This is a genomic window from Streptococcus suis, assembly GCF_024509555.1.
In the GTDB taxonomy this organism is placed as follows: Bacteria; Bacillota; Bacilli; order Lactobacillales; family Streptococcaceae; genus Streptococcus; species Streptococcus suis_AD.
The window spans coordinates 44,720-69,525 of the sequence record NZ_JAMWEL010000006.1; the positions used below are offsets into that span (position 1 = coordinate 44,720).

Here is a 24,806-nt window from a genome sequence, read left to right on the forward strand (position 1 = left end):
GAAGGTTTTTTCTTGACTTTTAATATACAATATCTTACAATCTAGTTATCATTACTAGATATAAGAACGTTGATAATCGATGAAACATTCCCTCCCCTACTGGTATGAACTGCCAGACTTGGACCTCTACCTAGACCAAGTTCTTTTATATGTCAACCAAATGACCATTTCACCTGATGATATTGAACAGAAGAAATTGACTGCTGCCATGATAAACAACTATGTCAAGCACAAGCAGCTCGAAAAACCTGTTAAGAAAAAATATCAAAAACAGCAAGTTGCCCGCTTGATTGCCTTGACTATTTTAAAGAATGTCTTTTCCATTCAAGAAATCAGTCAGACCTTACATCTTCTTCTCCAGACAAACAGTTCTGAAACACTATACAATCATTTTGTTGACTGCATGCGAAACGAGGAAAATGAAGAAACGCCTGACATCATTCGCTATGCTTGTCAATCCGTCAAACTATACTACAAAACCCGTCAACTCACTGTTGAGTTAGAAAGGAGATTTCATGAATCCTAGTTTGAAATTAAGTCTAAAACTTTCATTTGGTGAAGAAGTCGCAAATAGCGTGACACATGCAGTTGGGGCCTTGCTTATGCTGATTTTACTCCCTATTACTGCTATTCATTCTTTTCAAGATTATAACGTGACAGCGGTTGTCGGCATGTCCATTTTTGTCATCAGCCTTTTCCTCATGTTCCTATCCTCTTCCATCTACCACTCCATGCCCTATGCTTCTACTCACAAATACATCCTGAGGATTATTGACCATAGCATGATTTACATTGCCATCGCTGGAAGTTACACACCTGTTGCACTTTCCTTGGTCGGTGGTTGGCTGGGCTATCTGATTGTTGGTTTGCAGTGGGGATTGACTATTTTCGGTATACTCTATAAAATTTTTGCTAAGAAAATAAACGAAAAATTCAGTCTCTTCCTCTATCTTTTCATGGGCTGGTTGATTGTCTTTATCTTACCAGCCATTCTTCAAAAGACTGGACTTGTTTTCGGAATTTTGATGCTAGCTGGTGGATTATCCTACACCATTGGCGCGTACTTCTATGCTAAGAAAAAGCCTTATTTCCACATGATTTGGCATCTCTTTATCCTATTGGCTTCAGCACTGCAATACATTGCCATTGTCTATTTTATGCTATAAGAAAACAGCTTCTAGTCAACTAGAGGCTGTTTTTACTACATTAAACTGATGATCATTCCGAGCAGATAAAGAACTGACACGATACTCAAAAAGACCAAATGCGCCTTTCGACTCATGACTACATAGCCTACAAATTCCCGAATGAAGGCATTAAGGCTAAAGTAAAATTTGGTTTTTGCGCCGTAGCCGATACATTTGATTTTCAATTGTCGTGCCAATAGCAGAGCTCTGAAAACGTGATAGTAATTGGTTACAAGGGCAAATCGACTGCCAGGTTTCATCAGGGCATAGGAAAATTTCAAATTTTCTTCTGTGTTGGTTGATTGGTTTTCGATGAGAATATCTTCAGCAGGCACTCCTTTCTCCAAGGCATAATTTGCCATAGCTTGACCTTCAGCTATGAGTTCATCAGGACCTTGTCCGCCTGACATGATCAGCTTGCTGCCAGGATGTTTCTGGTAGATCGCTATGCCTTTTTCAATCCGCGAAGCCAAAAGTGGCGTCACCTGGTCACCAATCAGACCTGCTCCTAGCACCACTACATAATCTAGTTTCCCTTGGAAAAGATTGACCAAGTTGACAAAGCTAGATGTTGTATAGAGCATGCTGATGAAAATGGCATAGGACACTAAAAATCCAACATAGACAAACACCATATTGAAAAAACTGATACCAGAAAGGGTGCTTGCTACAGACGGCGCGATAAAGAGATAAAATGTTAAGCCGATAGCTAATCCTAACGATAAAAAGTTATGAAAACGGACACCTTCTCGCTTCAAAATCCGAAAACCGTTCAGATAGAGGGTAATCAGCAAGACAAATGGACCACTCAAGAAGGCTAGAGCCAATACCATTGCCAGAGCGATTGCCAACAACCGCAAGATTTCGTTATTTTCTAAAATACCTGTTGACACGACCCAGGCCAAAGCCCAGACCAGAACGTTCAAAACAAATAGTGAGATAAAAATCGACCGCCGCTCCCAGAAATAGACGAGAGCAAACAGACCGATAGCAGCTAAAAATAGCCAGAAAAAGACTGTCACGGCTTGTGTCCTCCTGTTAGCATAGACTTAATGGGCTCAAAGGTCTTGCGGTGAATGGGCGTGATACCTAGCTTGTTCAAGCCTTCCAAGTGCTCTGCCGTTCCATAACCAGCATTCTTAGCGAAGCCGTAGCCTGAGAATTCCTTGTCATAGTCTGTCATCATCTTGTCCCGCGTCACCTTGGCTACGATAGAGGCCGCTGCGATAGATAGGCTATTGGCATCTCCCTTGATGATAGAAGTTTGCGGTAGGGGTGTATCCAACTTCATAGCGTCTATCAAAAGGTGTTCAGGCTCCTGGCTCAACTGCCCCAAAGCTTCCAACATGGCTAATTTGGTCGCCTCATAGATGTTGACCTGGTCGATGACAGCCGCATCTTTGACGCCTACACCGACTGCCACCGCTCGCTCCATCACTTCTTCGTAGATAGCCTCGTGCTTGGACTTGGGGATTTTCTTGGAGTCGTTGAGGTAGCGAATTTTACAGCCCTTGGGCAAGATGACCGCCGCTGCCACCACCGGACCTGCTAGAGGCCCTCGGCCGACTTCGTCGATACCAGCGATGAACTCCACCCCATTTTCATAAAGGGCTTTTTCGTAGAATAGCATAGCTTCTAAGCGGGCATCTTCTGCTGCTTCTTTTTCCAGCTCCTTACGGCGTTTCTTGATGGCAGCCTGGACCCCTGCTCGATCATCCTGAGCTAAGTCTGCCCAGACAGAACTGTCCAGACTATCTACCTGAGCCAGCAGAGTAGTCACTTCCTTAATCGTTGCCATCTAAGTCACTCACCTTGTCTAATGTATAAGTGCCTAAACGCCCGTCCCGAACGTCCTTGACAAAGAGGTTGAAAAAACGGTCATAATCATCACGGAAGCCTAGTTTTTTTGTCCAGTCCATGATGAGTTCAGGCGTTTCCTTCTCCAAATCCATGCCCTTGAACCGCTCTTGTAGACGTTCTGGGTAGTTGGCCTTGAAATAGTCCAAACCAAAAATAGTTACTTCATCCATTGGCAAGAGTTGATCCTTGATAGCTCCTGTCAGAGCCAACTTAAGTCCAACTTCCTGGTCCTCAAATTTAGGCCAGAGAATACCTGGTGTATCAAGGATTTCAAGGTCCTTGTTGGACTTGAGCCACTGTTGGCCCTTGGTTACACCTGGTTTGTTGCCGACAACGGCGATTTTCTTACCAGCCAGACGGTTCATAAGAGTGGACTTACCTGCATTTGGGATGCCGATAATCATGGTCCGCAGGGTTTCTTTTTGAATCCCTCTTTGGCGGAGGCGTTCAATCTTCTCTTTCATCAGGCTCTTGGCTGCGTCGGTCACCTTTTTCACCGTCGCTTGTTCCTTTGAGTTGATGGCAAGGGTGCGAATGCCCTGACCTTCAAAGTAGCTCTGCCATTCTTTTGTACGGACAGAATCTGCCAAATCAACCTTATTTAAAATCATAAGCTTGGGCTTATCACCAACAATTTTGGTCAGCATGGGGTTTTGGCTGGATAGGGGCAGGCGGGCATCGACCAAAATGGTCACGAAATCAACGTGCTTGATGTTCTCCTGCACCTGCCGACGTGCCTTGGACATATGGCCCGGAAACCATTGAATTGTTGCCATGGGGTCCTCCTAAATATGATTCATTGAAAAAAGCCGTAAAAACGGCTTGTTTTTCTTATATTGTAGCAAAAATAAGGGAATTTGTCATATAACTTTATCAGCTCAAAGCTAGCTATTTCCTCGAAAATTTATCAATTGCTGAACTAGCAACTTGACTATAGTTAGTGCAATCCAGAGTTCACTAGCTCTCTTTCAATTTTTATTAATCTAATCAATAAAAATATCTTCGACTAATATGGGTTCAAGAAAATAGTAAGAGACAATTGCGAGTGTATTTTTCTTTTAAAATCGTCAACTTTTCAGCACTTTAAGCGAACTTATACAAACATAAAATATTAAATCAATGCTTTCAATTTCTCCTGATTGACTGTTGGGTACTGATCCAAAAAGGCTGAGAGGGTTCGTAAAACGGCAGGAATATAGCCTGTCTGGTCATTCTCCACCTGCAAGACCAAGAGTGGCTCGTGGAGGCTCATACGGAGCAAGAACCAGCCGTCACCATAAGGATCGGTCAGGTCAAACCGAACTCCTTCTTCGTTTTCTGGGTTAAAAGCAAAGCCTTCGAGACTGGATTGGCGGAGGTCAGCAATCACCTGTTCACCGAGTGCTCGATAGTCTGCCGCTTCTAGTTTGAACCGCACTTCTTGGGTTTCCAGCGGTTGTTTAAGCTGGGCAATCAAGTCGTCCAAGGACTTGCCTTCCGCTTGCAGTTTTGGTAAGAGCATGAGAATCTTAGCCGCTACATAGGTCCCGTCATCAAGGAAGTAATTTTCCTTAAAGGCAGCATGTCCAGAGGTTTCGATAGCCAACTGGCAATTAACTCCCTCTTGGTTTGCTAAAATAGCACGGTTGATGACATTACGGTAGCCTGAAATATAGCGAATTTGTTTGCCTCCCAGGCTTTCTATAAAGACCTTAAGGTGTTCAGTCGTTGGGGAATTGGTCACAATACTGGTTCCTGGATGTTCAGCTAGGACAATCTGGCTGAGAACGGCAATCAGGTTGTTACGATTGAGAATTTGACCTGACTTGGTGACCAGGGCGGCACGGTCAACGTCGGTATCAAAGATAATGCCTAGGTCTGCACCTTGCTTCAAGACAGCCTGACGAATGCTTTCCATAGCTTCCTTGTTATCTGGGTTTGGAACATGGTTTGGGAAGGTGCCGTCTGGGTCTAGGAATTGCGAACAAGTGGTATCTGCTCCCAATTCTGCCAAAACTTTCTCAGCAAAAAATCCGCCTGCACCGTTTCCAGCATCAACGATGATATTAAGACCTGTCAGTGGTTTTTCTTGTCCACCACAGGCGGTACGAATTTTATCAACCAAGTCTTGGGCATAAGGCGTAATCAGGTCTGCAGTAGTTACACTTCCAAGGGAAGAAGCTGGCAAATCTTCACTATGCGAGAGGATGAAGTCAATATCTTCATGTTCTGCTCCGCCATTTTCCGAAAAAATCTTAATGCCGTTGAAGTAATAGGGCAGGTGGCTGGCAGTGATCATGACACCAGCGTGGCACTTGAACTGCGGGTACTGGGTGCTCATGAAGAGGGCTGGTGTTGTGGCCATACCAAAGTCAATCAGCTGAACGCCCAGACGAACGGCTTCTTCTGTAAAGGCTGAAACCAAATCTGGACCGCTGAGGCGACTGTCTCGACCAATACCAATCTTGAGCTGTCCTTCTTGATAGGCCTGTGCCAGTTCCGGCTTCTGAGTTAGCCAATGGATGAGTCCGCGAACCACTTCCTTGGTGGCTTGTGGAGTGAGGTTGACAGCGTATTCGTCTGTAGCGATAGCAATTCCACGAATATCTGATCCGTTTTGTAAGGCGTGATGATGGGGCATAGTGACCTCCTAATTCAAACTAAATTTAGTATATCATATTTTCGAAGCGGTTTCAAAATGAAAAAAGCACAGCTTCTACTGTACTTTAGTGATGCTTACAGTTGTCCCAACTTCCAGTTGACTTTCCACGGAAATAGCTAGTTCCAACTGATTCAAGACCCGCTTGGCCAGATACAATCCAAATCCTGTCGCTTTTTGGTGTTCACGGCCATTAAAACCTGTAAAACCTTCGTCAAACAGGCGTGGAATGTCTTCTGCCAGAATGCCAATTCCCGTATCGGAAATGGAAATTCCGCCATTCAATTCAATGGCCACCTTACCACCAGTCTTATTGTACTTGAGGGCGTTGTCGATTATCTGTGACAGGGCAAAGCTGAGCCATTTTCTGTCGGTTTTCAGTAGCCAATATCCATCGATGGTCACTGAAATATCCTTTTGCAAGAACTGATTGCGGTATTTTTTGACCAAATCGACCACCACATCTCTGACTTCCACCTGCTCAAATCGAAAATCGCTGGCATGGTTGGTCAGCTTGAGGTAGTTGAGGAGATTTGCCATATAATTATCCAAGCGCAAAAGCTGGTGGTCGACATCTTTCTGATTGAGATTGTCAGTCTGGCTCATCAAAGACAGGGCAGCCAGAGGCACTTTCATTTGGTGGGACCACATTTTGACCATAGCTTGCAGGTCTTCTTCTCGTGACTTATAGACCAAAAGCTGCTCCCGCGTCGCCTCCTTTTCCGCTTCAATCAAGTTGAGATAGGCAAGGTCCACAGGCTTATTAAGCAGGGGCAGAGCTTCTTCATGGACATAGTCTTCCAAGGCACTCATGCGGTTGCGAAACTTCCAGAACAGGCCTACTGTCAGTAGGATGATAAGGGTTAAGGACAATAGCAGAGCGTTTTGCAGGAATTCGGAGGGCAGTTTGTAAAGATAGAAGAGCAAGTTAAAACTGCCAGCCAAGAGCAGATATGCGAAATAAAAACTGCGGAATTCTCGGATAAATTTTGCTATCATTTGACCAGGTACCCCACGCCACGAACCGTATGAATTCGTTCAAACCCGACTTCGCTCACCTTCTTACGCAGTCTGGTCATGTTTACATTGAGCGTATTCTGATCGATAAATTCTTCATTTTCCCAGAGTTTTTCCAAGAGTTCTTCCTTGCTGACAATCTGCCCTTGTCTTTCTAGTAAGGCGGACAAAATCTTGGTTTCCGTAGGAGATAATTGAACCTGATCCGATTTGTTTGTAAATCGTCCGTCTAAACTAAGTTGAAACTGGTCAATTGACAAATTGGTTGATTTGCTGAATTGATTGACCCGACGCAAGAAGGCAGCGATTTTGGCATCTAAAATTCCCAACGAAAAGGGCTTGGACACAAAATCATCCCCTCCCATGTTCATAGCCATAACCGCATTCATTTCATCATCGCTAGAGGAGATAAAGATAATGGGCATGGTCATGGTTTTACGAATTTCCGTCGTCCAGTAAAAGCCGTTGTAATAGGGTAGGCTAATGTCCATCAGCACCAAGTCTGGTTTAATTTCCGCCACTTCCTGACTAACTGCTCGGAAATTCTGAACACTTTCTACCTGATAAGATTTGCCCAGGTGTTGCTTCAAGAGCTGGACAATCATCTCATCATCTTCAACAATATAAATCTTCTCTTTTTTCATCTTCTTCATTCTGCAAAAGCCAGGACACAGGTCTTGGCTTTTTATTTATATACTTCTTTTCGATGCCCGACTTCTAGGGCTGTTACGATCAATTTATCATCCTCAATGCTGACGATGACCCTGTAATTACCGATACGGTACCGCCATTGGCCAGAACGGTTGGCAGTCAATGCCTTTCCGTATTGTCTAGGGTTGTCGCAACCGTCAATATGCTTGTAAAGATACCGCAAAATCAAACCTGCAGCGGTTTTATCCATCTTTCGAATTTGCTTTTGAGCCTTAGCGGACAAAATAACCTTATAACTCAATGCCCAACTCCTCAGCCATTTGTTCTAGTGTTATCGGCTCAATTCCATTCGCCAAGTCTGCTTGGTATTCTGCCCAAGCAATATCAGCCACACGCGCATCGTACTCATCTTCAAGGGCTTCAAGTGTTTTAGTCCGAATGAGTTCTGACAAACTGACACCTTCAAACTTTGCCATAGCCTGCATAAAGAGTTTGTCCTGCTCAGAAACTTTCAATGTAATAGCTGCCATCTTCTCACCTCTTCTGGTATTCCTTTGGTATTACCATTGTAACACCCTTTCCCTGAAAATGCAAGAAATCTCGCACAAGGCGAGACTTCTTCTACCGTTCAATAATGCGGTAATAGGTGCGACTGGTCCACTTGTAAATGACAAAGTAAATCAAGGCAACTGCAAGCAAAGTAATTCCACTGACCGTGTAAATCATAAGAGATGAGGTAACCCCAAAGGTCAGTAGCATTTGCTTGAGCATGACAAGGGCGATGACAAAGTGTAGGGTCGCCATGACCAAAGGCATAAAGAAGACCAAAAGCGTTTGAGAGTTAATGGTCTTTTTGACCGCTGCTGTACTCATGCCCACTTCTTGTAGGATCTTGTAGGATTTCTTGTCCTCATGTCCTTCCGAATACTGCTTGTAGTAGATAATCAAGGCAGCACCTAACAAGAAACTAATGCCCAACAAAAAGCCTGTAAAGAGGAAGCCGCCTGTAAAGCCCATCAGTAAATTGTTGAAATCGGATTTTTGCATAGCATATCCTAGGAATTCTCCGTTTGCATCGTTGATATTATAAGAGTCACCAGTTTGCTCACCAATCGAAGCAACCTCTACATCAGTCAAATCGGTAAAGACACGGTAGTCCAGACTGACTTGATAGCCTTGCGGATTATTGGACTCATAATACTCACGAACAGTATCCAACACAGTGTCATCACTGACTACCATAACGGCGGCATTTAGCGTATTGGTGATGTCTGGGAAAATAGCCTGGTCAAGATTGGCTACATTCTCAAAGGTTTGATCGCCCAAAACAAGCTTCTTCAGCGATGGTTTTTCGCTCGGACGCATAAAAGCAACTTGATGAGCAGCAAGCTCTGGCAGGTCATTACCTAATTTCCTGAAATCATCTTGCGTGATGAAGTAGGTAAAGGCTATTTTGCTAAAGTCTGGATTGGAAATATTTTCTGGGCTAATGACAATCTCTTCGCCACCATCATAGACCAACCCAGCTTGATAGGTCAGGTAGGATAGATTGTCATTGGCTTTTTCTGGAAAATGGCTGAGCACCGATTGCTGATAGGCAGCTTCACCTTGACTTCTATCCGAAACTTTATAGGTAATAGATGTTTCCTTGGGATATAGTGCACCTGTCATACTGCTCATACCTGTATAAAGGGAGGTTGTAGTCGCAATGGTTACAAAGGCCATGACGGCAAGCAGTGTAATATTGGCCAAACCCGTTGCGTGCTGTTTCATACGGAAAATCATCTGCGATGTGGTAATGAAATGCTCTGGCGTATAGAAATACCGCTTGTTTTTCCGACGAGCCTTCAAATACCAAGTCATAAAGCTGATATAGAACAGATAGGTCCCCGCAATGACAAAGAGCACAGCGATAAAGAACCGATAGATAACAGCTAGACCTTCTGCTTTAGATGAAAGCGATAGGTAGTATCCAACCCCCAATCCCACTACACCAAGGGCAGCCAGAAGGACATTGCCTTTTGGCTCCTTCTCCCCTTTTTCACTAGCTCGGAACAAAATCAGTGGACTGGTCTTACCAATGGTCCGAATGGCTAGCAATTCCAAGAGAAAGAAGATACCAGCAAAGAGAAAGGCGGTCATGACAAAGGCCAAAGGGGCTATTCCAAAATGCAAATCACTATAATGTGTTATATTGACAAAAATCAAGTAGAGAACATTTGAAAACACACCTGCTAAGACAGAACCAAGAACCACAACTAGCAAGAAAATCATCATCAATTCGAGGCTGGCTATCAAGGCTACTTTTTTCTTGTTCATCCCCAGCATGTTATAGAGACCAAATTCCCTCGCCCGTTGTTTCATCAGGAAATTAAAGCTATAAATCTCCATAATGACCGAGAAAATGGTCAGAACAACAACACCAAGACCGATAGAAACGGCACCAGAGCCCATGGTCTTCATAACTGGACTCAGCATGAGCAAGAACATGGAACAAATCAGAGTAAATAGCACAAGACTGGCTAAAACGAAGGGAGCAAACACACCCATGGATTTTCGGATATTTTGCCCAGCAAGTTTGAGGTAAAACATCTACTCACCCCCTAAAAGTGCAGACATATTGAGGGAAATTTCCTTAGCAAAATCTTGATTGCTCTTGTCTGCCTTGTACAGTTGATGGAAAATGCGACCGTCCTTGATAAAGAGAACCCGTTTGGCATGACTGGCTGCGTTGGCTGAGTGGGTCACCATGAGAATGGTTTGGCCGTCACGGTTAATCTCTTCAAACAAATTCAGCAAGTCCTCTGAATTGCGATAATCTAGAGCCGCCGTCGGTTCATCCGCTAGGACAATCTGCGGCTGGGTAATCAAACTACGGGCAATGGCCACGCGCTGCTTTTGTCCACCAGATAGTTCAAAAGGACGTTTCTTCAACAAATCTTGAATGCGTAATTTTGGAGCTAAAGCTTTCAACCGTTTTTCCATTTCCTCATGGCTGGTACGTGCCAATACCAGAGGTAAAAAGATATTGTCTTGGATGGACAGGGTATCCAAGAGATTAAAATCTTGGAAAACAAAACCTAGGTTACGCAAACGGAAATCGGCCAGCTTGCTTTCCTTGATTTTTGTGATGTCTTGATTGTTTAAGATAACAGAGCCCCTCGTCGGCTTGTCCAAGGTTGCAAGAATGTTGAGCAAGGTCGTCTTACCAGACCCACTTTCCCCCATGATAGCGATAAACTCGCCCTCTTCTACCTTAAAATCCACATCTTGCAAGGCACGAGTTTCCTCTTTTGAAAAGCGCGTGCGGTAAACTTTTTCTAAATGATTGATTTCTAATAACATACAAACTCCTAATTGTTTTCTTTGGATAAATCAACTGTATCAAGTAATGCTTGATAGTCGATTCGGTCTGATTCAGCAATATTATCTTCTAAATCCACCTTATAATAACCATCCTGGACACCGATGGCCCATTCCTTGCTAGTTGTTACATAGAGATTATTCAAGGATACTGTCTTTTTCACTGCCCCTTCTTCTTTGACAACAGGCCATTCCATAAACTGAACTTCTGTTCCTTGAATACTATCTTCGGCAACTTCCTGTTTGCTAACGGCATAGTCTTTTCCCTTGTAATGGAAAGTTTGATAGCCCTCATCAAAGCTAAGGCCTGCTGAAGAGGAAGAACAAGCAGTTAGCATTATACTGCCCAAAGCCAGCAAGCCAAATGCTTTCTTTTTCATAGTTTCCTCCCTCTAGTATGCCATAAATCGCATACTTTGCAAATCATGGGCGAGCTCTTCCAAGAATGAAGCTTGTTCCATGAGTTCAATCTTCTCTTTTTCAGAGAATACCTTTTCTTCTATTCTCTTTGCTTGTAAAAATTTGAATGACATATGATTTCCTTCTTTCTGTTTCTTATGAGTTTATTATAGATGATTTAGTCAACCTATTCTCTTACAGTTCTGACGCAAAAACTTACAAGATTGTAAGTTTAGAGAAAATATCCAATCGTGGCTAGTATCCACAAATGAAGCGGATAGAAGATGTAAAAGAAATAACGGGAAAACGTTGTGCGGGGCCCTGCTTGTCCATTATAAAGACCGAGAATTGGTAGGACTAAAATAAATAACCAGTCTGCATTGAAAAGCATCATTTGTATAGTCATTTCAATAGACTCATAAGGATGATAGGATGATAAGAGCAAAAGTAAAGCCAACATAATATAGGCAAAATTTCTTTTGAATGGTGTCTTACGACCTAAGTAAGTAATGAGGATAAACGGTAAGACAACTGCTCCTCCTTCTGTGAATGCTGACCCGACTATCAAGCACAAACCAGCTAGGACAACTTGAATCACTTGTCGAGTTTTACTATTATTTTTAAATTCCTTCAAACAAATGAGCATAGTTAATCCAACAGCTAATGTTAGAAAGATATTGTTACTGATATAGATACCTTTTGATTGGTAAAGACTGTTTATAAAAGCATTTCCAGTGGCCATTAGTCCTGCCGCACAATATAGTCGCAAAAGATAGGCTTTGACATTTCTGGTATGAAGAAACCCCTCCACTAACATGTAAGCAAAGAAGACTGCAACACATCGAGTGACCATGTGAAAGACCATACTAAGTTGGTCTGGGATAAAATCTGGTATGAGTTTCAGATGATCCAAAACCATCAAGCCGGCCATGGCGAGTTTCAGTTGATATGCATTATACGATTTCACCACTTAAACCTCCTAGTACATCCAGTTGCGTTGAAAGAGTTCGTGTTCTAATTTGAATAGAAATTCAGCTTGTTTTTCCTGTTTTTCTAGTCGTTTGCTCTCTCGTGTTTTACCAAAAATATGTTTGGCTTGTAAAAATTTGAATGACATATGATTTCCTTCTTTCGTTTACTTATGAGTCTATTATAGAACAGATCCCTTTGCCACTCCCTTACAGTTCATACTAAGAAACTTACAACTTTGTAAGCAAGAAAAAAGACACCATTTCTGGCGTCTTACAGTTAGTTTTATTTTGTTAGACCAATGTAGGCAATCATTTCATCCAACTCTTCCTTGCTCTCTGTCACAAGGAGGTAGGCATCATTTCCTTGCAATTCTGCAAAGGCATCTGGCATGCGTTTGACGGTTTTAATCTTACCAGCGAATTTCTGATGAATGTCATCTGCAGAGTGAACATAGTCAGTTGTATCACGACGAGTTGCTACCAAGCAGTATTGTGGTTCAAATCTACGTTCCTCAACTGTACCACCTGTTGCAACATTGGCATAATCACGGAAAAGATCAATGGAATGGGCGTAGTTATAGGCTTCAACTGTGAAACCACCTGCCATACGGTTATTGTATTCAATGGCGATATAATCATCACCTTCCTTGAAAAATTCAATATGGAAAAAACGCTCTCTCATACCAAAAGCCTTGATAATAGCTCTGCCATATTCCACCAACTTTGGATCTAGTTCTTTCTCGATAAAGTAGGCATTGTCCTTCTTGGTTTGCATCAATTCAAATGGAGTATGAACATAAGTCAAGCCTGTTTCAAAGACAACTTTGCCTTCGTGGTCTAGCAAGCCATCATAGGTAGTAATAATGCTTGAATTGACAAATTTTTCTAAGAAATAGACGGTACTTCTATCCCAAGTGTCGACAAATCGATCAAAATCTTCCTTATTTTCGATTTTAAAAGTCCCAGATGCACCGACACCATTGTCTGGCTTAGCAATCATTGGGAATCCAACATTTTTCAAAGCTCTGCCAAAGTCACGATCTGTTTTAACAACAACACCTGGAACGACTGGAACTCCTGCTTTTTTGAAATATTTTTTCATTTCAGACTTAAATTTAGTCTTTTTCAGGTGTTTTGGTTTGGCTCCAAAGATATTAAATTGCTCACGGAGGGCTGCGTCGTTTTCAAGCCAGTGCTCGTTATGAGATTCTACACGATCAATTGGTCCATGTTTGTAAATCAAGAAAGCAGCTGCACGCTTGACTTCATCGATATTTTCCAAATCTTCCACACGGAAATATTCTGTCAAAGCATTGCGGAGCTCTTCAGGCAATTGATCATAAGGTTCTTGTCCTATACCTAGAACTGTAACACCTTCTTTTTTAGCCAATTCAATAGTAAATGGTTGGAAATTTTCTGGATAAAAGGGGGAAATAACGAGATAATTCATAGGCAGTCCTTTCTAATTTTTTATAGTCCGATAGAGTGAAGGAAGAATGGCATTTGCTTTCTCCACCATACCCAGTCGTGAGCCACATCAGTACCCCAAGTGTCAAACCAAGCTGGGATATTTTTCTCTTCAAATGCGCGTTTTAGATTATAAAATGAGTCTAAGCCATCTTGCTCCCAATCGCCCAAACCTGTGCAGACGATGATATCTGCTTGGCGGTATTTGTCGATAAACCAACCATCATTTTGGTTCCAGATATAGTCTGCTGGTGAATTTTGATAAACTGCATCATCATGACCATAGTCATGGTTATTATTAAAGAAACGAGCATCATAGATACCTGAAAGGGCGATGACTTTTGTAAATACATCTGGATGCTGGAGGAAGAAATTCAGCGCGTGATAGGCTCCCATTGAACAACCAGTTGTCATCATCCCATCAAACCAGCCAGTTTTATGTTTAATAAATGGAACCGCCTCTTCAATCACATAGCGTTCGTAGGCGCGGTGAGCCTCTGCCTTATCATGAATGGATTTCCAGTCTGCCAACCAGCTTTCACTATCGTAGCTAGTTAGAGTAAAAAATTGGACCTGACCAGCTTCAATAGAGCCACGACAAGCTTCAATCATACCAAAATCAGCATATTCATTGTAAGAACCACCTGATGAAGCAAATACGACAACAGGAATACCTGCGTGACCATAACGGTTGACATTCATTTCACGACCGAGATGACCTGACCAGTGACTTAAAAATTCTACGTGCATCTTTTTTCTCCTAACTAATTCTTTACATTACCATTTTTCGCTTAAAAATCGCAAACAATCAGGCAAATAAGCAGCCCAAGCTTCCTCATTATGAATGGCACCGGAAACAACTTCCAAGGCAATATTGTCCAAAACAACCCCACCTGCTATCAATTGACGATAGTAAGTCAGAGAGGAATTGATATAAGATTGCTTGATATTTCCTGCCATCAAGGTTTTATCTGTATCATCTGCTTCTTCTGTCCCAACGTAAATATAAACACGTTGGTCCTTATCCAAGGCCTGACGCTCAATATAGCGGTCAAAAGCTTCTTGATGAAGCCAGTTGGCAGATGAAAATACTCCCAGACAGCCAATTTGGTCCTGATAGGCTAGCCCCATAAACTGAGTGATGTTGCCACCAAGTGACGAGCCAATCATAGCTGTGTGGGCCTTGTCAGACTTAGTACGGTATTCTTGATCGATAAAGGGCTTCACCACATCCATAACAAATTCGGCATACAAAGTACCCTTGCCACCAAACTGAATTCCAGGGATGCCCATTTCGCTAAACTTCCAGGCAGCGTATTCGTGCATACGCTCAGCACCATCATTGTCAATGGCCACAATAATCATCTTTGCAATATCGGGATTTCGCTTGATTGTCGGAATGACTTTCCAAGAATGACCTGAAAAGGCCTCTTTGCTATATAAAACATTTTGCCCATCATGGAAATAGACAACAGGGTAGGTTTTATCCGCATCTTCCTCATAACCTTTTGGCAATAAAACACGGACACGGCGTTTTCTAGCAGTAAAGGGCACTTCCAATTCGTGCGTTTTCATATCCAAATAAAAGTAGGATTTATTCATATGCATCTCTTTCTAAACAATGTTTTTAGTATTATACCACAGATTTTCTGAAATATTCAGAAAATTTAGTTTTTTTATTTCATTATTCTGATTTTCCGAACAATTTTTGCTCAGTTTTTAATCGTTCCTCATAGACTCGACGGTAACGTTCCAGTTCTTTCAGTTCACGATTGGTCAGATTTTCAAATATAGCCAATTCAATCCTGTCCTTATCACGTCGCCAGGTCGCAACCAGTCGTCCCTTGTAGAAAACAACTGGTTTGACAATGCCTGTCAGCGTATAAATCTGCCGAATATGCTTGGGATCAAAGAAGGGATTGGCTTTCTTTTCGTAACCTAGCAAAAGTTGGTCAAAACCTGCAATGAAGAGGCAGTCTGGTACTTCTGCTTCTTCTAATTTTCCTAGATAGAAGCGTTCTTCCCCTGCTACTTCTATAGTTTTCAAATCCAATTGTTTCATCCAATTTAGGACCGTAGATTTATTTTCCTTGAAGTAGTAACGAGCATCCGCTAAGCTGACAGGACCAAAACCTGAAAAATACCGCCGTGCGATTTCCAGCTCTGCTTTTTCCCGTGAAAGTGGCTGAAAGTCTGTCAGACGGTGAAAACGTTTGGCACCGTACTCCTGATAGACTTCCCCACGCTCGACCATGTAGCGAAAAAGGCCGCCCCAAGCGTTGAAAACCTGCTTCTCCTCTTCCTGCGTCATCTTTTCCGCACGACAGAGTACTTTCAGTTCCTCGCGGGTCATAGGGGCTTGTTCCAAGGCTTCTAGGATGATCCGATGATACTTCTGCTTGGTTTGAGGTGAAAAATCATCGCGACCGTCGGTTTGAAGATAGTCGGTACTAACCATCCGCCCCTCGTGGATATAGAGAGGGATTTCCGACTTGAGATAGGCATGGACTGTTCGCCGAATGGACCACTGGCGTGTCAGCTCCTCCTGCCAGCTCCCCTCATGAAAATCATCCACTGACATACGGTTCCGAAATCCGAAATGAACATAAGGCTGGAACTGAGCCTGCAAGCCATTGAGATTTTGGCAAATCTGCTGGACGGACTGAGGTGCCAGTAAGCCCTGTTTCTTCAATATAATTCCCTTCCAAGTATCGTGATTCATTCGTTTCTCCTTCGTTTTTCTAATCCTAGTATAGCACAAAATCTATCTCCAACTGGAAGATATAATCTATAAAATTTAACATGTTAAACGTTTTGTTGGCAAGTAGAAATATTTTTTGATATACTGGATAGTATGAATATGAAATTGCAAAAATTAGGAATACTATTACAATTGCCTAGCTTCCATCATTTTTACAATATTTCAGTTAGAAGTTTTCTAGGCAGCCTTTCACTTTTTATTATCGCTTTCTCTAAAGACAATCAACTATTTTTTATTGATTTGGATAGCGAAAACGGCTTGACAAGTGAATCACGATTTGCCAGTCATTTTGCAAAAGACACACTCCTCATCGGTTTAGGAGCAATACCATTCGAGAATTTAAGCTCTTGTCAAATCTTGGCACTGCCTCCTCAACGTTCAAAAAAAGGCATTTCTACCAATGATTTGCTGATCCATTATTCGAAACTTCCACTTTTTAAGAAAATAGCAGAGCAGTATCGCTTACGTGATCAAACTAGTTTTTATGATCCTTATCGTTATTCCTATACTAAACTTGAGAAGGACGAGAAGAAAGACAAAGGTTTAAACCTAGTCCCTCGAAAAGAATATGAAAAGATTAGAGATTTTCATCCTTTCTTGAAAACAAATCGTGACAATGTCTATGCAGTCCCTTGTCAATATACAGATGAAAAAAGAGGACAAACAACCAAGATATACCTTATGGGCTGGTACTTCTATGAAAAACAGTTAAAAATTTCATGGAAACCTTCTCATTCTAGGAAAAGCCGTTGGCGGTCATCTATTATTTTTGTTGATAAGTTGAGCGATCGTTTTTTCTTCCAAGGTCAACTTTATAAACATGGAACTTTTCCAATATTTTTAGAGCATTTAGAACCAACCATCTCTGGACGTCCCTCTCTTGACAAAGAGTTTCAAGCTTTGCTAACAATTATTGAGGAACAAAAAAGAAGAGCCATATTGCGCTATAAATAGGGCAACACTCTTCTAAGTAACATCTAATTTGTTTCTTCACGGTGAATAGTAAAACCTGTTGCTTGTTGCGTTGCCATAATGGTCATGTCTGAAATCTGTACATGTCTAGGTTGGTTTGCTACAAAAAGCGCGCACGATGCAATGTCTTCAGCCTGTAAGGCTTCTATTCCTTGGTAAACAGCTTTCGCTTTCTCTACATCGCCATGAAAACGAACTTGACTAAAATCTGTTTCTACAATACCTGGTTGCAGAGTAGTAACTTTGATATTTTTTTCGATTGTATCGATCCGAATACCATCTGACAAAAATTTTACTGCTGATTTCGTTGCTGCATATACCGCTGCGCCAGCATATGCATATATTCCAGCCGTTGATCCAATATTAATGATATGGCCTTCATTCATTTCAACCATTTTTGGCAATATCTGGCGTGTGACAGTTAACAAGCCTTTTATGTTTGTATCTACCATAGTCATCATATCTGTCAAATCATAATCTTGAAATTTATCAAGTCCTAATGCTAGACCAGCATTATTAATTAAAATATGAACTGTCCCAAGGTCTTGCAATATTTTTTGACAGTTACTTATTACTTGCTCAATATCTGTTATGTCAAAATTATAAACATGGACTTGAACATTAAATTTTCTCTCAAGATCGGATTTAATATTTTCTAACTTATCTTTTCTACGGCCAGTGATAATGACATTATCACCATGTTCCGCAAATGTGTAAGCTATTGCTTTCCCAATGCCACTACTTGCACCAGTAATCAATATATTTCGTTTCATCATACGTTCTCCTATACTATATTATACTACAAATTTGACGACCTTGTTAGATAACTCCTATTTTAGAGAAAAAACTCATCCATTATCCGATGAGTTTTGTAGTTGTTAAAAAAGATTAAAAAGACGCATCAGGTGCATGTTAAAGCGAACTTGTCTAGCATAGTAAATATTCCCACCATTTACATACAGTTCCCCACCATTTAACAAAGCTAAAGGATGGAAATATATATAGGTTTCCTCACTTGTATTTCCAAGGCTTGGAGCTACAACAGTTTTTGAATATTCTTCAGCTAGTGCTAGGGTATGTTCACCGCCATTTTCTGCAACATAATCAATATAAGCAGGCCCGAAATTGTAGGCTTGGACAGCAGTCCAAACTTCAACACCTTTTTCCTCAGCTAAGCGTAAATTCTCTGATAAATAGACTACACCTTGACGGATACTTTCCTTACTGTCCGTAATGGTGTTTGTATAGCCTGTTGCAGATTCACTGGACTGCATAACATCCGCTTCTCTCCCCTTGGTTTCTGTGTAAATCATTGCCAGTACAAGTTCTTCATTGGCCCTGGTATCGTTCTCTGCTAGAACTTCTTGAACCATAGCTTGATAGGTCATAACTTGCTTAACATCCTGATAGGTATGGAAGGTTTTTACTAGCAGAAAAGCAAGGGCGATAAGGCTAATCGCTCTTATTAGTTTTTTCATTTATTTGCTCTTTATATCTTTTATATTTTTGATAAGAATAGAATATGTTCCATTATCATTCTGAATAAACTCTACCGATTCAGCATCTTCATAAACAGCATTTGGAACAATCAACTCAATACCATTTGAAAGGGATAATTTTTGATTTTCAAACTTTTTCAGTTGTCGACTACTATCAATCTCATCGAAGGAAATCTTATCTGGAATGACTTCTTTTAATTGATCAACAAAATTCAAACGAGCAGTCAAATTGTTATCAAAAAGCTGGTCTGCCAATTTTTCAGGAGAAAGTTCATTATCTTCTTCTAAATGGTTGAAAATAGCAGACTTGACCTTGGATTGAAATTGAAAATCTCCTTGGTGAAAATTATCAGCAATCTTTTGTGCGGTCTGTTCTACTGCTTTGATTGATTTTTTTGCAGAAATGGCTGGCGTGACCTGCAAGAGATTATCAGAAAAGTAATGGAGAAAGGCTCCATTATGTTTAATTCTTTTTTCAATCAAATAATACTTGCGCGTCTGTAAATTGATAACCAGGGCTTCATCTGGCGTAGAGCCTGCTCCAGGTAGATTGTTCTGGGTGATTTTAAGAGGACTGTCACTTTCTGAACCAACGTGGGCCAGGTTTTCACGCAGGGCAATTCTTAGAAAGGCGAAATGCTCCACACCATTTCTCTCAAACTCAATGAAGATTAAATCATTGGTCTTGAGATTTTCCGAGATAGAAAATTCTTCTTTCCATAGACCAGCAATCTTGACAGAATTGGTCAGCAAATCATCTTTTAAATAATCCAAAAATGGATTATCTGGCTCAAACTGTCCAGTTTTGGCTTCATCAGAAAAGACACGCTCGATTTTCTTGCGCAAGTATTCTTCAATTTTGGGGCTGACAGTCAAAAGCTGGTCGGCAAGGACCAGCTCTGTGTCATCAGGACTAAATTGATGTATAATCGCTTTTTTTACAAATATATCCATTATAAACCTTCGTAAAGAGGGAATTGTTCTGTCAAAGCACGTACTTCTTGACGGACTTCTTCAAGAACTGCTTCGTTTTCAGCGTTTTCAAGGGCTTTGATTGTTAACTCAGCAACCTTGCGAGCTTCTTCTACTCCGAAACCACGGGCAGTAATGGCTGCAGAACCGATACGGATACCGCTGGTCTTAAATGGTGAGAGTTTTTCATAAGGGATTGAGTTTTTATTTAGGGTGATATTTACTTCGTCTAGAAGGTGCTGCGCAACTTTACCATTTTCAACTACCTTTGTCACATCAACAAGGAAGAGGTGGTTGTCTGTACCGCCTGTAATCACCTTGAAATTTGGATTTGCAAGGAAGACTTCTGCCATAGCCTTGCTGTTGTCAATAATTTTTTGAGCGTAGTCTTTGAAGGCTGGGTCCAAGACTTCTTTAAAGGACACAGCTTTTGCAGCAATGACATGCTCAAGTGGACCACCCTGGATACCAGGGAAGATAGCTGAGTTGATTTTCTTAATGAGTGCTTCATCATTGGTCAAAATCAAACCACCACGAGGGCCACGAAGGGTTTTGTGAGTTGTAGTCGTTGTGATATGAGCGTGAGGAACTGGGTTTGGATGAAGACCTGCTGCTACAAGTCCAGCAATATGAGCCATATCCACCATCAGTTTGGCACCCACTGCATCTGCAATTTCGCGGAATTTTGCAAAATCAATGGTACGAGCATAGGCTGAAGCACCTGCGACAATTAATTTAGGCTGTACTTCTTTAGCTTGTGCCAAAATAGCATCGTAATCAAGCAAACCAGTTTCTTCATCGACGTTGTAAGCAACGAAGTTGTAGGTTTGGCCAGAGAAACTAACCGCAGCACCATGAGTCAAGTGACCACCTGCTGACAAGTCCATCCCCATCACTGTATCACCTGGTTCAATCAAGGCCATGTATGCAGCACAGTTGGCTTGGCTACCTGAGTGTGGCTGAACGTTAGCATATTGAGCGCCGAAGATTTCTTTTGCACGTTCAATGGCAAGGCTTTCGATGACATCGACGCATTCTGTACCACCATAGTAACGACGTCCTGGATAACCTTCAGCGTATTTGTTTGTTAAGATTGAACCTTGTGCAGCCATAACTGCTCTAGAAACAACGTTTTCAGAGGCAATCAATTCGATGTTGTTTTGCTGACGTGCTTCTTCTGCTTGAATTGCTTCCCAAACTTCTTTGTCGAAATCTTTGTAGTCAACTTTGTCAAAAATCATTATGTGGTACTCCTTTATAAGTGCTTAATAAAACGATATTGTAATTTGTCAGATTCATATCCCAAATGCTCATAAAAACAATGTGCTTGTTTGCGATGCTCAGCCGAATTGAGTCGAATAAAGGATATGTCCCTGTCTAAAGACAATTTTTCAACTGCTTGCAACAATTTTGAACCAATTCCCTTACCTTGGTATTCTGAAAGAACAGCCAATCCAAGAATATTGTAACCGCGATTTGAATACAAACTTTCATAGACTTGAGCATGGATGTAGCCTGATACTTGACCAGTTTCATCGTCTTCAAAAACCAAGATAGTATGTCCATTAGTCTCTGAGCAGCGTTCAAATTGTATTTTTGTTTGCTCAAGAGGAATATCGTATCCTAAAACTTGTGCATTTATTTCTCTAATTGCTGACAAATCAGTATATTCAATACATCGAATCATGTCTTAATCCTCGAATTCAATTTCAGGTACAGCTGCTTTGATTTCCTCTCGGCTAATACTGCCTTGACGGAGAATTTTCGCCTTGTCTCCAGAAAGGTCCAAAATCGTTGAATCTATCCCAGTCAAGGCTTTGTCATCGGCAATTCCTTCCAATTTTTCGGAAAATTGTGATAGAAGTTTGGTAAACTCTTTACCGCTTTCTTGGCCTGAAACGTTAGCTGAAGGTCCGATTAAGGGACCCGTTTCCGCAATCAAACGTAAAGTTTTTTCGTGCTTTGGAAGACGAAATCCAACGGTATCCAGACCGGAGTTGACCCAAAAAGGAACGTTTTTGTTCGCTTTTAGGATAATTGTTAGGGGGCCTGGCATGAATCTATTATACAGTTTTTCCAGAAAATAGGGTGGATTTTGACTGAAAAAATAGATATCGTTCAGGTTTGATACATTTAAGTTCATGGCCTTATCTCTGGGACGCTGTTTCAACTGATAGACACGATTGACTGCATCTTCATTCAAGGCTTGGGCAAAAAGCCCATAGACTGTTTCAGTTGGAAGGATAACAGCACCACCACTCTCGAGAATTGTTCGGAGTTTATCCAATGTCATCTGCTACGACCTTTCTATCCTGACCAAACTGGTCTTTAAGGACTCGGATTCGTTTTTTGGGAAAATGCAGAGCGATTAAATCAGTTAGGGCTTTCCCTTGCTTGTAACCTATTTCAAAGTAGAGTTTTCCATTATCCTTCAAAAATGCCCCTGCCTGCTCCGCAATTTGTCTATAGATAGCCATGCCATCTTCTTCCGCAAATAAGGCCAGATGTGGCTCAGAAGTCAATACATTGAGCCCAACTTCATCTGTGTCATCTGGGGAGATATAGGGCGGATTGGAAACAATGATGTCAAATTTCCCTGTCACAGCTTGCAAAACATCCGATTCTAGAAAGTGGACAGAGACTTGATTGGTTCTTGCATTTTGCTGAGCTACTGCCAAAGCATCCTCAGAAATATCAACCGCTACTACTTCCCAATCAGGTCTTGCTTTTGCAAGGGAAATAGCTATGGCACCGCTTCCTGTACCGATGTCTAAGACACGCAAACCTGCTCTGCTATTTTCCTGCAAAATCAAATCAACTAATTCTTCCGTTTCAGGTCTTGGAATCAAGACTCGCTCATCCACCGCAAACTCCAAGCCATGAAAATCAGCCTTGCCGATAATGTACTGGGCAGGTCGGTGTTGGGAAAGTTGCTGAAAAATCGCATCAATCTCTTCTTTGTCAGTCGGTGTGACTTCCTGACGGAGCAGGAGGAGAAATTCCGTAAAGTTCAGTCCCTTTAAGCCACGAAAGGTGAAGGACAGGGATTCTGCCTCTTCACCGATTGCGTCTAATTGTTCTTCGTATGCTGCAAATAATTGAGCGTAATTCATTATTTGTTAAGCTCTTCTAGTTTTTGCGTTTGATCGTAGAGAACAAGGGCATCTACGACTTCGTCCATCTTACCTGACAAGATAGTATCGAGCTTTTGCAAGGTCAAGCCGATACGGTGGTCTGTCACACGGTTTTGTGGGAAGTTGTAAGTACGGATACGCTCTGAACGGTCACCTGTACCGATAGTTGATTTACGCTCAGCATCCTGCTCATCTTGGGCAATCTGTGCAAAGTGATCCGCAACACGGGCACGGATAATCTTCATAGCCTTTTCACGGTTTTTCTGCTGGGTCCGTTCTTCCTGCATCTCCACCTTGATGTTTGTTGGCAAGTGAACGATACGCACGGCAGTCGCAACCTTGTTGACGTTCTGTCCACCAGCACCAGATGCATGGTAAATATCGACACGAAGATCTTTTGGATCGATATCATATTCCACTTCTTCAACTTCTGGCATGATGAGGACAGTCGCTGTTGAGGTGTGGACACGACCTTGGCTTTCTGTTACAGGGACACGTTGAACACGGTGAGCTCCTGATTCATACTTGAGTTTTGAATAAACGGATTGACCAGAGACCATGGCAACAACTTCTTTGATACCACCGACACCATTATAAGAAGCCTCCATGACTTCAAAACGCCAGCCTTGACCTTCTGCATACTTTTGATACATGGTCAAAAGGTCTCCAGCAAAGAGGGCAGCTTCATCACCACCTGCGGCACCACGGATTTCCAAGATAATGTTTTTGTCATCGTTAGGGTCTTTTGGTAAAAGAAGGATTTTCAGCTTTTCTTCGTAAGCCTCTTTATCAGCTTTAGCTTGTTTGAGTTCTTCCTTAGCCATTTCCTCCAAGTCAGCATCACCAGAAGATTCTTTAATCATCTCTTCTGCATCGATAATGTTTTGAAGTACAGTCTTATATTCGCGGTAGGCTGTTACTGTATCACGAGTTGCAGCTTCTTCCTTAGACAACTCCATAAAACGCTTGGTATCGCTGACTACATCAGGGTCAGACAACAGTTCACCAAGTTCCTCATAGCGGTCCTCCACCGCCTGTAATTGATCGTAGATGTTCATAAAATTAGGATACAAAGCCCGTTAAGCAAGCACAGTCAAAATAGGAATTTCGACCAAGTGTTACAAACACTTGGAGAAATTATCTTTTTGACACAGCTTGTAGGGCGTGTTCAATTCCTTTCTGTAATATATAGGTCATGAAATAGGCACAGTTCGTAGCCTGTTTTCGGTTTTTCATAAATCGTACCTTCAGTCTTCGATTTAGAACCTTGGGTTACAAATCAATCTCCGGTGAAAAGTAATGTTTGCGGCAAACTGGGATGTAGGTTTCATTTCCACCGATTTGAATTTGAGCACCTTCATAGGTTGGTTTACCGTCTTGAGTTCGCAACACCATGGTTGCCTTTTTGGAGCAATACTGGCAGATTGTTTTAATCTCATCCAATTTATCGGCCAACAGCAACAAGTGTTTGGAGCCTTCAAAGAGTTCATTACGGAAATCATTTTTTAGACCAAAGGCCATAACTGGAACATCCAATTCATCTACCACTCGTGCCAAGTCATAGACATGGTGGCGACGAAGGAATTGGGCTTCATCAATCAAAACACAATAAGGACGTGGTTCCATTTTTCGAATGTAGCCAAAAATGTCCATCTCATCATCAATTGCTACTGCTTCACGTCGCATACCAATACGGCTTGAAACAACGCCAAAGGCATCGCGGGTGTCCAAAGCAGAAGTCATAATGACAACAGGCTTACCTTGCTCTTCATAGTTGTGGGCAACTTTAAGAATTTCAATGGTTTTGCCAGAATTCATCGTCCCGTATTTATAGTATAATTGAGCCACTTTTCACTTTCCAATCTTAAAATTTCACTCCTTCCATTCTATCATAATTTGACCATTTAGGAAATAG

30 protein-coding genes are annotated in these 24,806 nt (G+C 41.7%); 3 read left to right on the top strand and 27 right to left on the bottom strand.

Going from position 1 to position 24,806, the window contains the following annotated elements; genetic code table 11:
* Positions 1 to 79: 79 nt before the first annotated feature.
* Together NF418_RS04080 and trhA are read left to right on the top strand one after the other, a co-directional pair.
* On the top strand, positions 80 to 526 hold the full coding sequence (locus NF418_RS04080; protein WP_256778541.1) for a DUF1836 domain-containing protein: 447 nt from the start codon (positions 80 to 82) through the stop codon (positions 524 to 526).
* Positions 516 to 1,166 (top strand): PAQR family membrane homeostasis protein TrhA, encoded by a 651-nt coding sequence (trhA, locus tag NF418_RS04085; RefSeq protein WP_256778542.1) that lies wholly within the window; start codon positions 516 to 518, stop codon positions 1,164 to 1,166. Before NF418_RS04080 ends, trhA begins: the two co-directional genes overlap by 11 nt.
* A gap of 35 nt (positions 1,167 to 1,201) precedes the next feature.
* Here trhA and NF418_RS04090 read toward each other — a convergent pair whose 3' ends face one another.
* The 18 genes from NF418_RS04090 to NF418_RS04175 all read right to left on the bottom strand — a co-directional run bounded on the left by NF418_RS04090 (position 1,202) and on the right by NF418_RS04175 (position 16,275).
* Positions 1,202 to 2,209: a YdcF family protein gene (locus tag NF418_RS04090; protein ID WP_256778543.1), complete on the bottom strand. Its 1,008-nt coding sequence runs from the start codon at positions 2,207 to 2,209 to the stop codon at positions 1,202 to 1,204.
* Positions 2,206 to 2,985 carry a ribonuclease HII gene (locus NF418_RS04095; RefSeq protein WP_256778544.1) on the bottom strand — a complete coding sequence of 260 codons (780 nt, stop codon included), beginning with the start codon at positions 2,983 to 2,985 and terminating at the stop codon, positions 2,206 to 2,208. Before NF418_RS04095 ends, NF418_RS04090 begins: the two co-directional genes overlap by 4 nt.
* Positions 2,972 to 3,823 carry a ribosome biogenesis GTPase YlqF gene (gene ylqF / locus NF418_RS04100; protein WP_256778545.1) on the bottom strand — a complete coding sequence of 284 codons (852 nt, stop codon included), beginning with the start codon at positions 3,821 to 3,823 and terminating at the stop codon, positions 2,972 to 2,974. The genes NF418_RS04095 and ylqF overlap by 14 nt, the downstream gene beginning before the upstream one ends.
* Before the next feature lie 335 nt (positions 3,824 to 4,158).
* On the bottom strand, positions 4,159 to 5,667 hold the full coding sequence (locus tag NF418_RS04105; protein ID WP_256778546.1) for a phosphomannomutase/phosphoglucomutase: 1,509 nt from the start codon (positions 5,665 to 5,667) through the stop codon (positions 4,159 to 4,161).
* Positions 5,668 to 5,742: 75 nt separating this feature from the next.
* Positions 5,743 to 6,684, bottom strand: a complete 942-nt coding sequence (locus NF418_RS04110) for a sensor histidine kinase (protein ID WP_256778547.1) — start codon at positions 6,682 to 6,684, stop codon at positions 5,743 to 5,745.
* Positions 6,681 to 7,346: a DNA-binding response regulator gene (locus tag NF418_RS04115; RefSeq protein ID WP_256778548.1), complete on the bottom strand. Its 666-nt coding sequence runs from the start codon at positions 7,344 to 7,346 to the stop codon at positions 6,681 to 6,683. The genes NF418_RS04110 and NF418_RS04115 overlap by 4 nt, the downstream gene beginning before the upstream one ends.
* Positions 7,347 to 7,387: 41 nt before the next feature.
* The gene (locus tag NF418_RS04120; RefSeq protein ID WP_125175609.1) at positions 7,388 to 7,654 is read right to left on the bottom strand and encodes a type II toxin-antitoxin system RelE family toxin; all 267 of its coding nucleotides are present in this window, start codon (positions 7,652 to 7,654) and stop codon (positions 7,388 to 7,390) included.
* Positions 7,644 to 7,883, bottom strand: a complete 240-nt coding sequence (gene relB / locus NF418_RS04125) for a type II toxin-antitoxin system RelB family antitoxin (protein ID WP_024376606.1) — start codon at positions 7,881 to 7,883, stop codon at positions 7,644 to 7,646. Before relB ends, NF418_RS04120 begins: the two co-directional genes overlap by 11 nt.
* Before the next feature lie 91 nt (positions 7,884 to 7,974).
* Complete coding sequence (locus NF418_RS04130) at positions 7,975 to 9,945, bottom strand: ABC transporter permease (protein WP_256778549.1); 1,971 nt, start codon at positions 9,943 to 9,945, stop codon at positions 7,975 to 7,977.
* Positions 9,946 to 10,698, bottom strand: coding sequence for an ABC transporter ATP-binding protein (locus tag NF418_RS04135; RefSeq protein WP_256778550.1), 753 nt, complete (start codon positions 10,696 to 10,698; stop codon positions 9,946 to 9,948).
* 8 nt (positions 10,699 to 10,706) lie between these two features.
* On the bottom strand, positions 10,707 to 11,096 hold the full coding sequence (locus NF418_RS04140; RefSeq protein WP_256778551.1) for a NisI/SpaI family lantibiotic immunity lipoprotein: 390 nt from the start codon (positions 11,094 to 11,096) through the stop codon (positions 10,707 to 10,709).
* Between the two features lie 12 nt (positions 11,097 to 11,108).
* The gene (locus NF418_RS04145; protein WP_256778552.1) at positions 11,109 to 11,249 is read right to left on the bottom strand and encodes a hypothetical protein; all 141 of its coding nucleotides are present in this window, start codon (positions 11,247 to 11,249) and stop codon (positions 11,109 to 11,111) included.
* Positions 11,250 to 11,347: 98 nt separating this feature from the next.
* Positions 11,348 to 12,082 (bottom strand): TraX family protein, encoded by a 735-nt coding sequence (locus NF418_RS04150; protein ID WP_256778553.1) that lies wholly within the window; start codon positions 12,080 to 12,082, stop codon positions 11,348 to 11,350.
* Positions 12,083 to 12,094: 12 nt separating this feature from the next.
* Positions 12,095 to 12,232 carry a hypothetical protein gene (locus NF418_RS04155; protein WP_171999458.1) on the bottom strand — a complete coding sequence of 46 codons (138 nt, stop codon included), beginning with the start codon at positions 12,230 to 12,232 and terminating at the stop codon, positions 12,095 to 12,097.
* A 137-nt stretch (positions 12,233 to 12,369) separates the two neighbouring features.
* Positions 12,370 to 13,536 (bottom strand): ATP-grasp domain-containing protein, encoded by a 1,167-nt coding sequence (locus NF418_RS04160; protein WP_256778554.1) that lies wholly within the window; start codon positions 13,534 to 13,536, stop codon positions 12,370 to 12,372.
* A gap of 20 nt (positions 13,537 to 13,556) precedes the next feature.
* Positions 13,557 to 14,303: an esterase family protein gene (locus tag NF418_RS04165; RefSeq protein ID WP_256778555.1), complete on the bottom strand. Its 747-nt coding sequence runs from the start codon at positions 14,301 to 14,303 to the stop codon at positions 13,557 to 13,559.
* A 27-nt stretch (positions 14,304 to 14,330) separates the two neighbouring features.
* Complete coding sequence (locus NF418_RS04170) at positions 14,331 to 15,155, bottom strand: alpha/beta hydrolase (RefSeq protein ID WP_256778556.1); 825 nt, start codon at positions 15,153 to 15,155, stop codon at positions 14,331 to 14,333.
* Positions 15,156 to 15,237: 82 nt separating this feature from the next.
* The gene (locus tag NF418_RS04175; protein ID WP_256778557.1) at positions 15,238 to 16,275 is read right to left on the bottom strand and encodes a DNA glycosylase AlkZ-like family protein; all 1,038 of its coding nucleotides are present in this window, start codon (positions 16,273 to 16,275) and stop codon (positions 15,238 to 15,240) included.
* Positions 16,276 to 16,413: 138 nt separating this feature from the next.
* Here NF418_RS04175 and NF418_RS04180 point away from each other — a divergent pair, with 138 nt between their 5' ends.
* Positions 16,414 to 17,268 carry a hypothetical protein gene (locus tag NF418_RS04180; RefSeq protein WP_256778558.1) on the top strand — a complete coding sequence of 285 codons (855 nt, stop codon included), beginning with the start codon at positions 16,414 to 16,416 and terminating at the stop codon, positions 17,266 to 17,268.
* 23 nt (positions 17,269 to 17,291) lie between these two features.
* Here NF418_RS04180 and NF418_RS04185 read toward each other — a convergent pair whose 3' ends face one another.
* From NF418_RS04185 to NF418_RS04225, 9 genes are all read right to left on the bottom strand, one after another.
* Positions 17,292 to 18,059, bottom strand: a complete 768-nt coding sequence (locus tag NF418_RS04185) for an SDR family NAD(P)-dependent oxidoreductase (protein ID WP_256778591.1) — start codon at positions 18,057 to 18,059, stop codon at positions 17,292 to 17,294.
* A 105-nt stretch (positions 18,060 to 18,164) separates the two neighbouring features.
* The gene (locus NF418_RS04190) at positions 18,165 to 18,764 is read right to left on the bottom strand and encodes a lysozyme family protein (RefSeq protein ID WP_256778559.1); all 600 of its coding nucleotides are present in this window, start codon (positions 18,762 to 18,764) and stop codon (positions 18,165 to 18,167) included.
* The gene (locus tag NF418_RS04195) at positions 18,765 to 19,739 is read right to left on the bottom strand and encodes a nucleoid-associated protein (RefSeq protein ID WP_256778560.1); all 975 of its coding nucleotides are present in this window, start codon (positions 19,737 to 19,739) and stop codon (positions 18,765 to 18,767) included. It lies immediately after the preceding gene.
* A complete protein-coding gene (gene glyA, locus NF418_RS04200) occupies positions 19,739 to 20,998 on the bottom strand; it encodes a serine hydroxymethyltransferase (protein ID WP_256778561.1) in 1,260 nt (419 codons plus the stop codon). Before glyA ends, NF418_RS04195 begins: the two co-directional genes overlap by 1 nt.
* A gap of 14 nt (positions 20,999 to 21,012) precedes the next feature.
* Complete coding sequence (locus NF418_RS04205) at positions 21,013 to 21,444, bottom strand: GNAT family N-acetyltransferase (RefSeq protein ID WP_256778562.1); 432 nt, start codon at positions 21,442 to 21,444, stop codon at positions 21,013 to 21,015.
* Between the two features lie 3 nt (positions 21,445 to 21,447).
* The gene (locus NF418_RS04210) at positions 21,448 to 22,050 is read right to left on the bottom strand and encodes an L-threonylcarbamoyladenylate synthase (RefSeq protein WP_256778563.1); all 603 of its coding nucleotides are present in this window, start codon (positions 22,048 to 22,050) and stop codon (positions 21,448 to 21,450) included.
* Positions 22,037 to 22,870, bottom strand: a complete 834-nt coding sequence (prmC, locus tag NF418_RS04215; protein ID WP_256778564.1) for a peptide chain release factor N(5)-glutamine methyltransferase — start codon at positions 22,868 to 22,870, stop codon at positions 22,037 to 22,039. Before prmC ends, NF418_RS04210 begins: the two co-directional genes overlap by 14 nt.
* On the bottom strand, positions 22,870 to 23,949 hold the full coding sequence (gene prfA, locus NF418_RS04220) for a peptide chain release factor 1 (protein ID WP_002943195.1): 1,080 nt from the start codon (positions 23,947 to 23,949) through the stop codon (positions 22,870 to 22,872). The genes prmC and prfA overlap by 1 nt, the downstream gene beginning before the upstream one ends.
* A gap of 214 nt (positions 23,950 to 24,163) precedes the next feature.
* Positions 24,164 to 24,739, bottom strand: coding sequence for a thymidine kinase (locus tag NF418_RS04225; protein ID WP_256778565.1), 576 nt, complete (start codon positions 24,737 to 24,739; stop codon positions 24,164 to 24,166).
* Between the last annotated feature and the right edge of the window lie 67 nt (positions 24,740 to 24,806).

Bases quoted from the DNA above. Each gene is read 5' to 3' on its own strand.
- NF418_RS04080 (WP_256778541.1), top strand. From the start codon at position 80: ATGAAACATTCCCTCCCCTACTGGTATGAACTGCCAGACTTGGACCTC.
- trhA (WP_256778542.1), top strand. From the start codon at position 516: ATGAATCCTAGTTTGAAATTAAGTCTAAAACTTTCATTTGGTGAAGAA.
- NF418_RS04095 (WP_256778544.1), bottom strand. From the start codon at position 2,985: ATGGCAACGATTAAGGAAGTGACTACTCTGCTGGCTCAGGTAGATAGT.
- ylqF (WP_256778545.1), bottom strand. From the start codon at position 3,823: ATGGCAACAATTCAATGGTTTCCGGGCCATATGTCCAAGGCACGTCGG.
- NF418_RS04105 (WP_256778546.1), bottom strand. From the start codon at position 5,667: ATGCCCCATCATCACGCCTTACAAAACGGATCAGATATTCGTGGAATT.
- NF418_RS04110 (WP_256778547.1), bottom strand. From the start codon at position 6,684: ATGATAGCAAAATTTATCCGAGAATTCCGCAGTTTTTATTTCGCATAT.
- NF418_RS04115 (WP_256778548.1), bottom strand. From the start codon at position 7,346: ATGAAAAAAGAGAAGATTTATATTGTTGAAGATGATGAGATGATTGTC.
- relB (WP_024376606.1), bottom strand. From the start codon at position 7,883: ATGGCAGCTATTACATTGAAAGTTTCTGAGCAGGACAAACTCTTTATG.
- NF418_RS04130 (WP_256778549.1), bottom strand. From the start codon at position 9,945: ATGTTTTACCTCAAACTTGCTGGGCAAAATATCCGAAAATCCATGGGT.
- NF418_RS04135 (WP_256778550.1), bottom strand. From the start codon at position 10,698: ATGTTATTAGAAATCAATCATTTAGAAAAAGTTTACCGCACGCGCTTT.
- NF418_RS04140 (WP_256778551.1), bottom strand. From the start codon at position 11,096: ATGAAAAAGAAAGCATTTGGCTTGCTGGCTTTGGGCAGTATAATGCTA.
- NF418_RS04145 (WP_256778552.1), bottom strand. From the start codon at position 11,249: ATGTCATTCAAATTTTTACAAGCAAAGAGAATAGAAGAAAAGGTATTC.
- NF418_RS04155 (WP_171999458.1), bottom strand. From the start codon at position 12,232: ATGTCATTCAAATTTTTACAAGCCAAACATATTTTTGGTAAAACACGA.
- NF418_RS04160 (WP_256778554.1), bottom strand. From the start codon at position 13,536: ATGAATTATCTCGTTATTTCCCCCTTTTATCCAGAAAATTTCCAACCA.
- NF418_RS04165 (WP_256778555.1), bottom strand. From the start codon at position 14,303: ATGCACGTAGAATTTTTAAGTCACTGGTCAGGTCATCTCGGTCGTGAA.
- NF418_RS04170 (WP_256778556.1), bottom strand. From the start codon at position 15,155: ATGAATAAATCCTACTTTTATTTGGATATGAAAACGCACGAATTGGAA.
- NF418_RS04175 (WP_256778557.1), bottom strand. From the start codon at position 16,275: ATGAATCACGATACTTGGAAGGGAATTATATTGAAGAAACAGGGCTTA.
- NF418_RS04180 (WP_256778558.1), top strand. From the start codon at position 16,414: ATGAAATTGCAAAAATTAGGAATACTATTACAATTGCCTAGCTTCCAT.
- NF418_RS04185 (WP_256778591.1), bottom strand. From the start codon at position 18,059: ATGAAACGAAATATATTGATTACTGGTGCAAGTAGTGGCATTGGGAAA.
- NF418_RS04190 (WP_256778559.1), bottom strand. From the start codon at position 18,764: ATGAAAAAACTAATAAGAGCGATTAGCCTTATCGCCCTTGCTTTTCTG.
- NF418_RS04195 (WP_256778560.1), bottom strand. From the start codon at position 19,739: ATGGATATATTTGTAAAAAAAGCGATTATACATCAATTTAGTCCTGAT.
- glyA (WP_256778561.1), bottom strand. From the start codon at position 20,998: ATGATTTTTGACAAAGTTGACTACAAAGATTTCGACAAAGAAGTTTGG.
- NF418_RS04205 (WP_256778562.1), bottom strand. From the start codon at position 21,444: ATGATTCGATGTATTGAATATACTGATTTGTCAGCAATTAGAGAAATA.
- NF418_RS04210 (WP_256778563.1), bottom strand. From the start codon at position 22,050: ATGACATTGGATAAACTCCGAACAATTCTCGAGAGTGGTGGTGCTGTT.
- prmC (WP_256778564.1), bottom strand. From the start codon at position 22,870: ATGAATTACGCTCAATTATTTGCAGCATACGAAGAACAATTAGACGCA.
- prfA (WP_002943195.1), bottom strand. From the start codon at position 23,949: ATGAACATCTACGATCAATTACAGGCGGTGGAGGACCGCTATGAGGAA.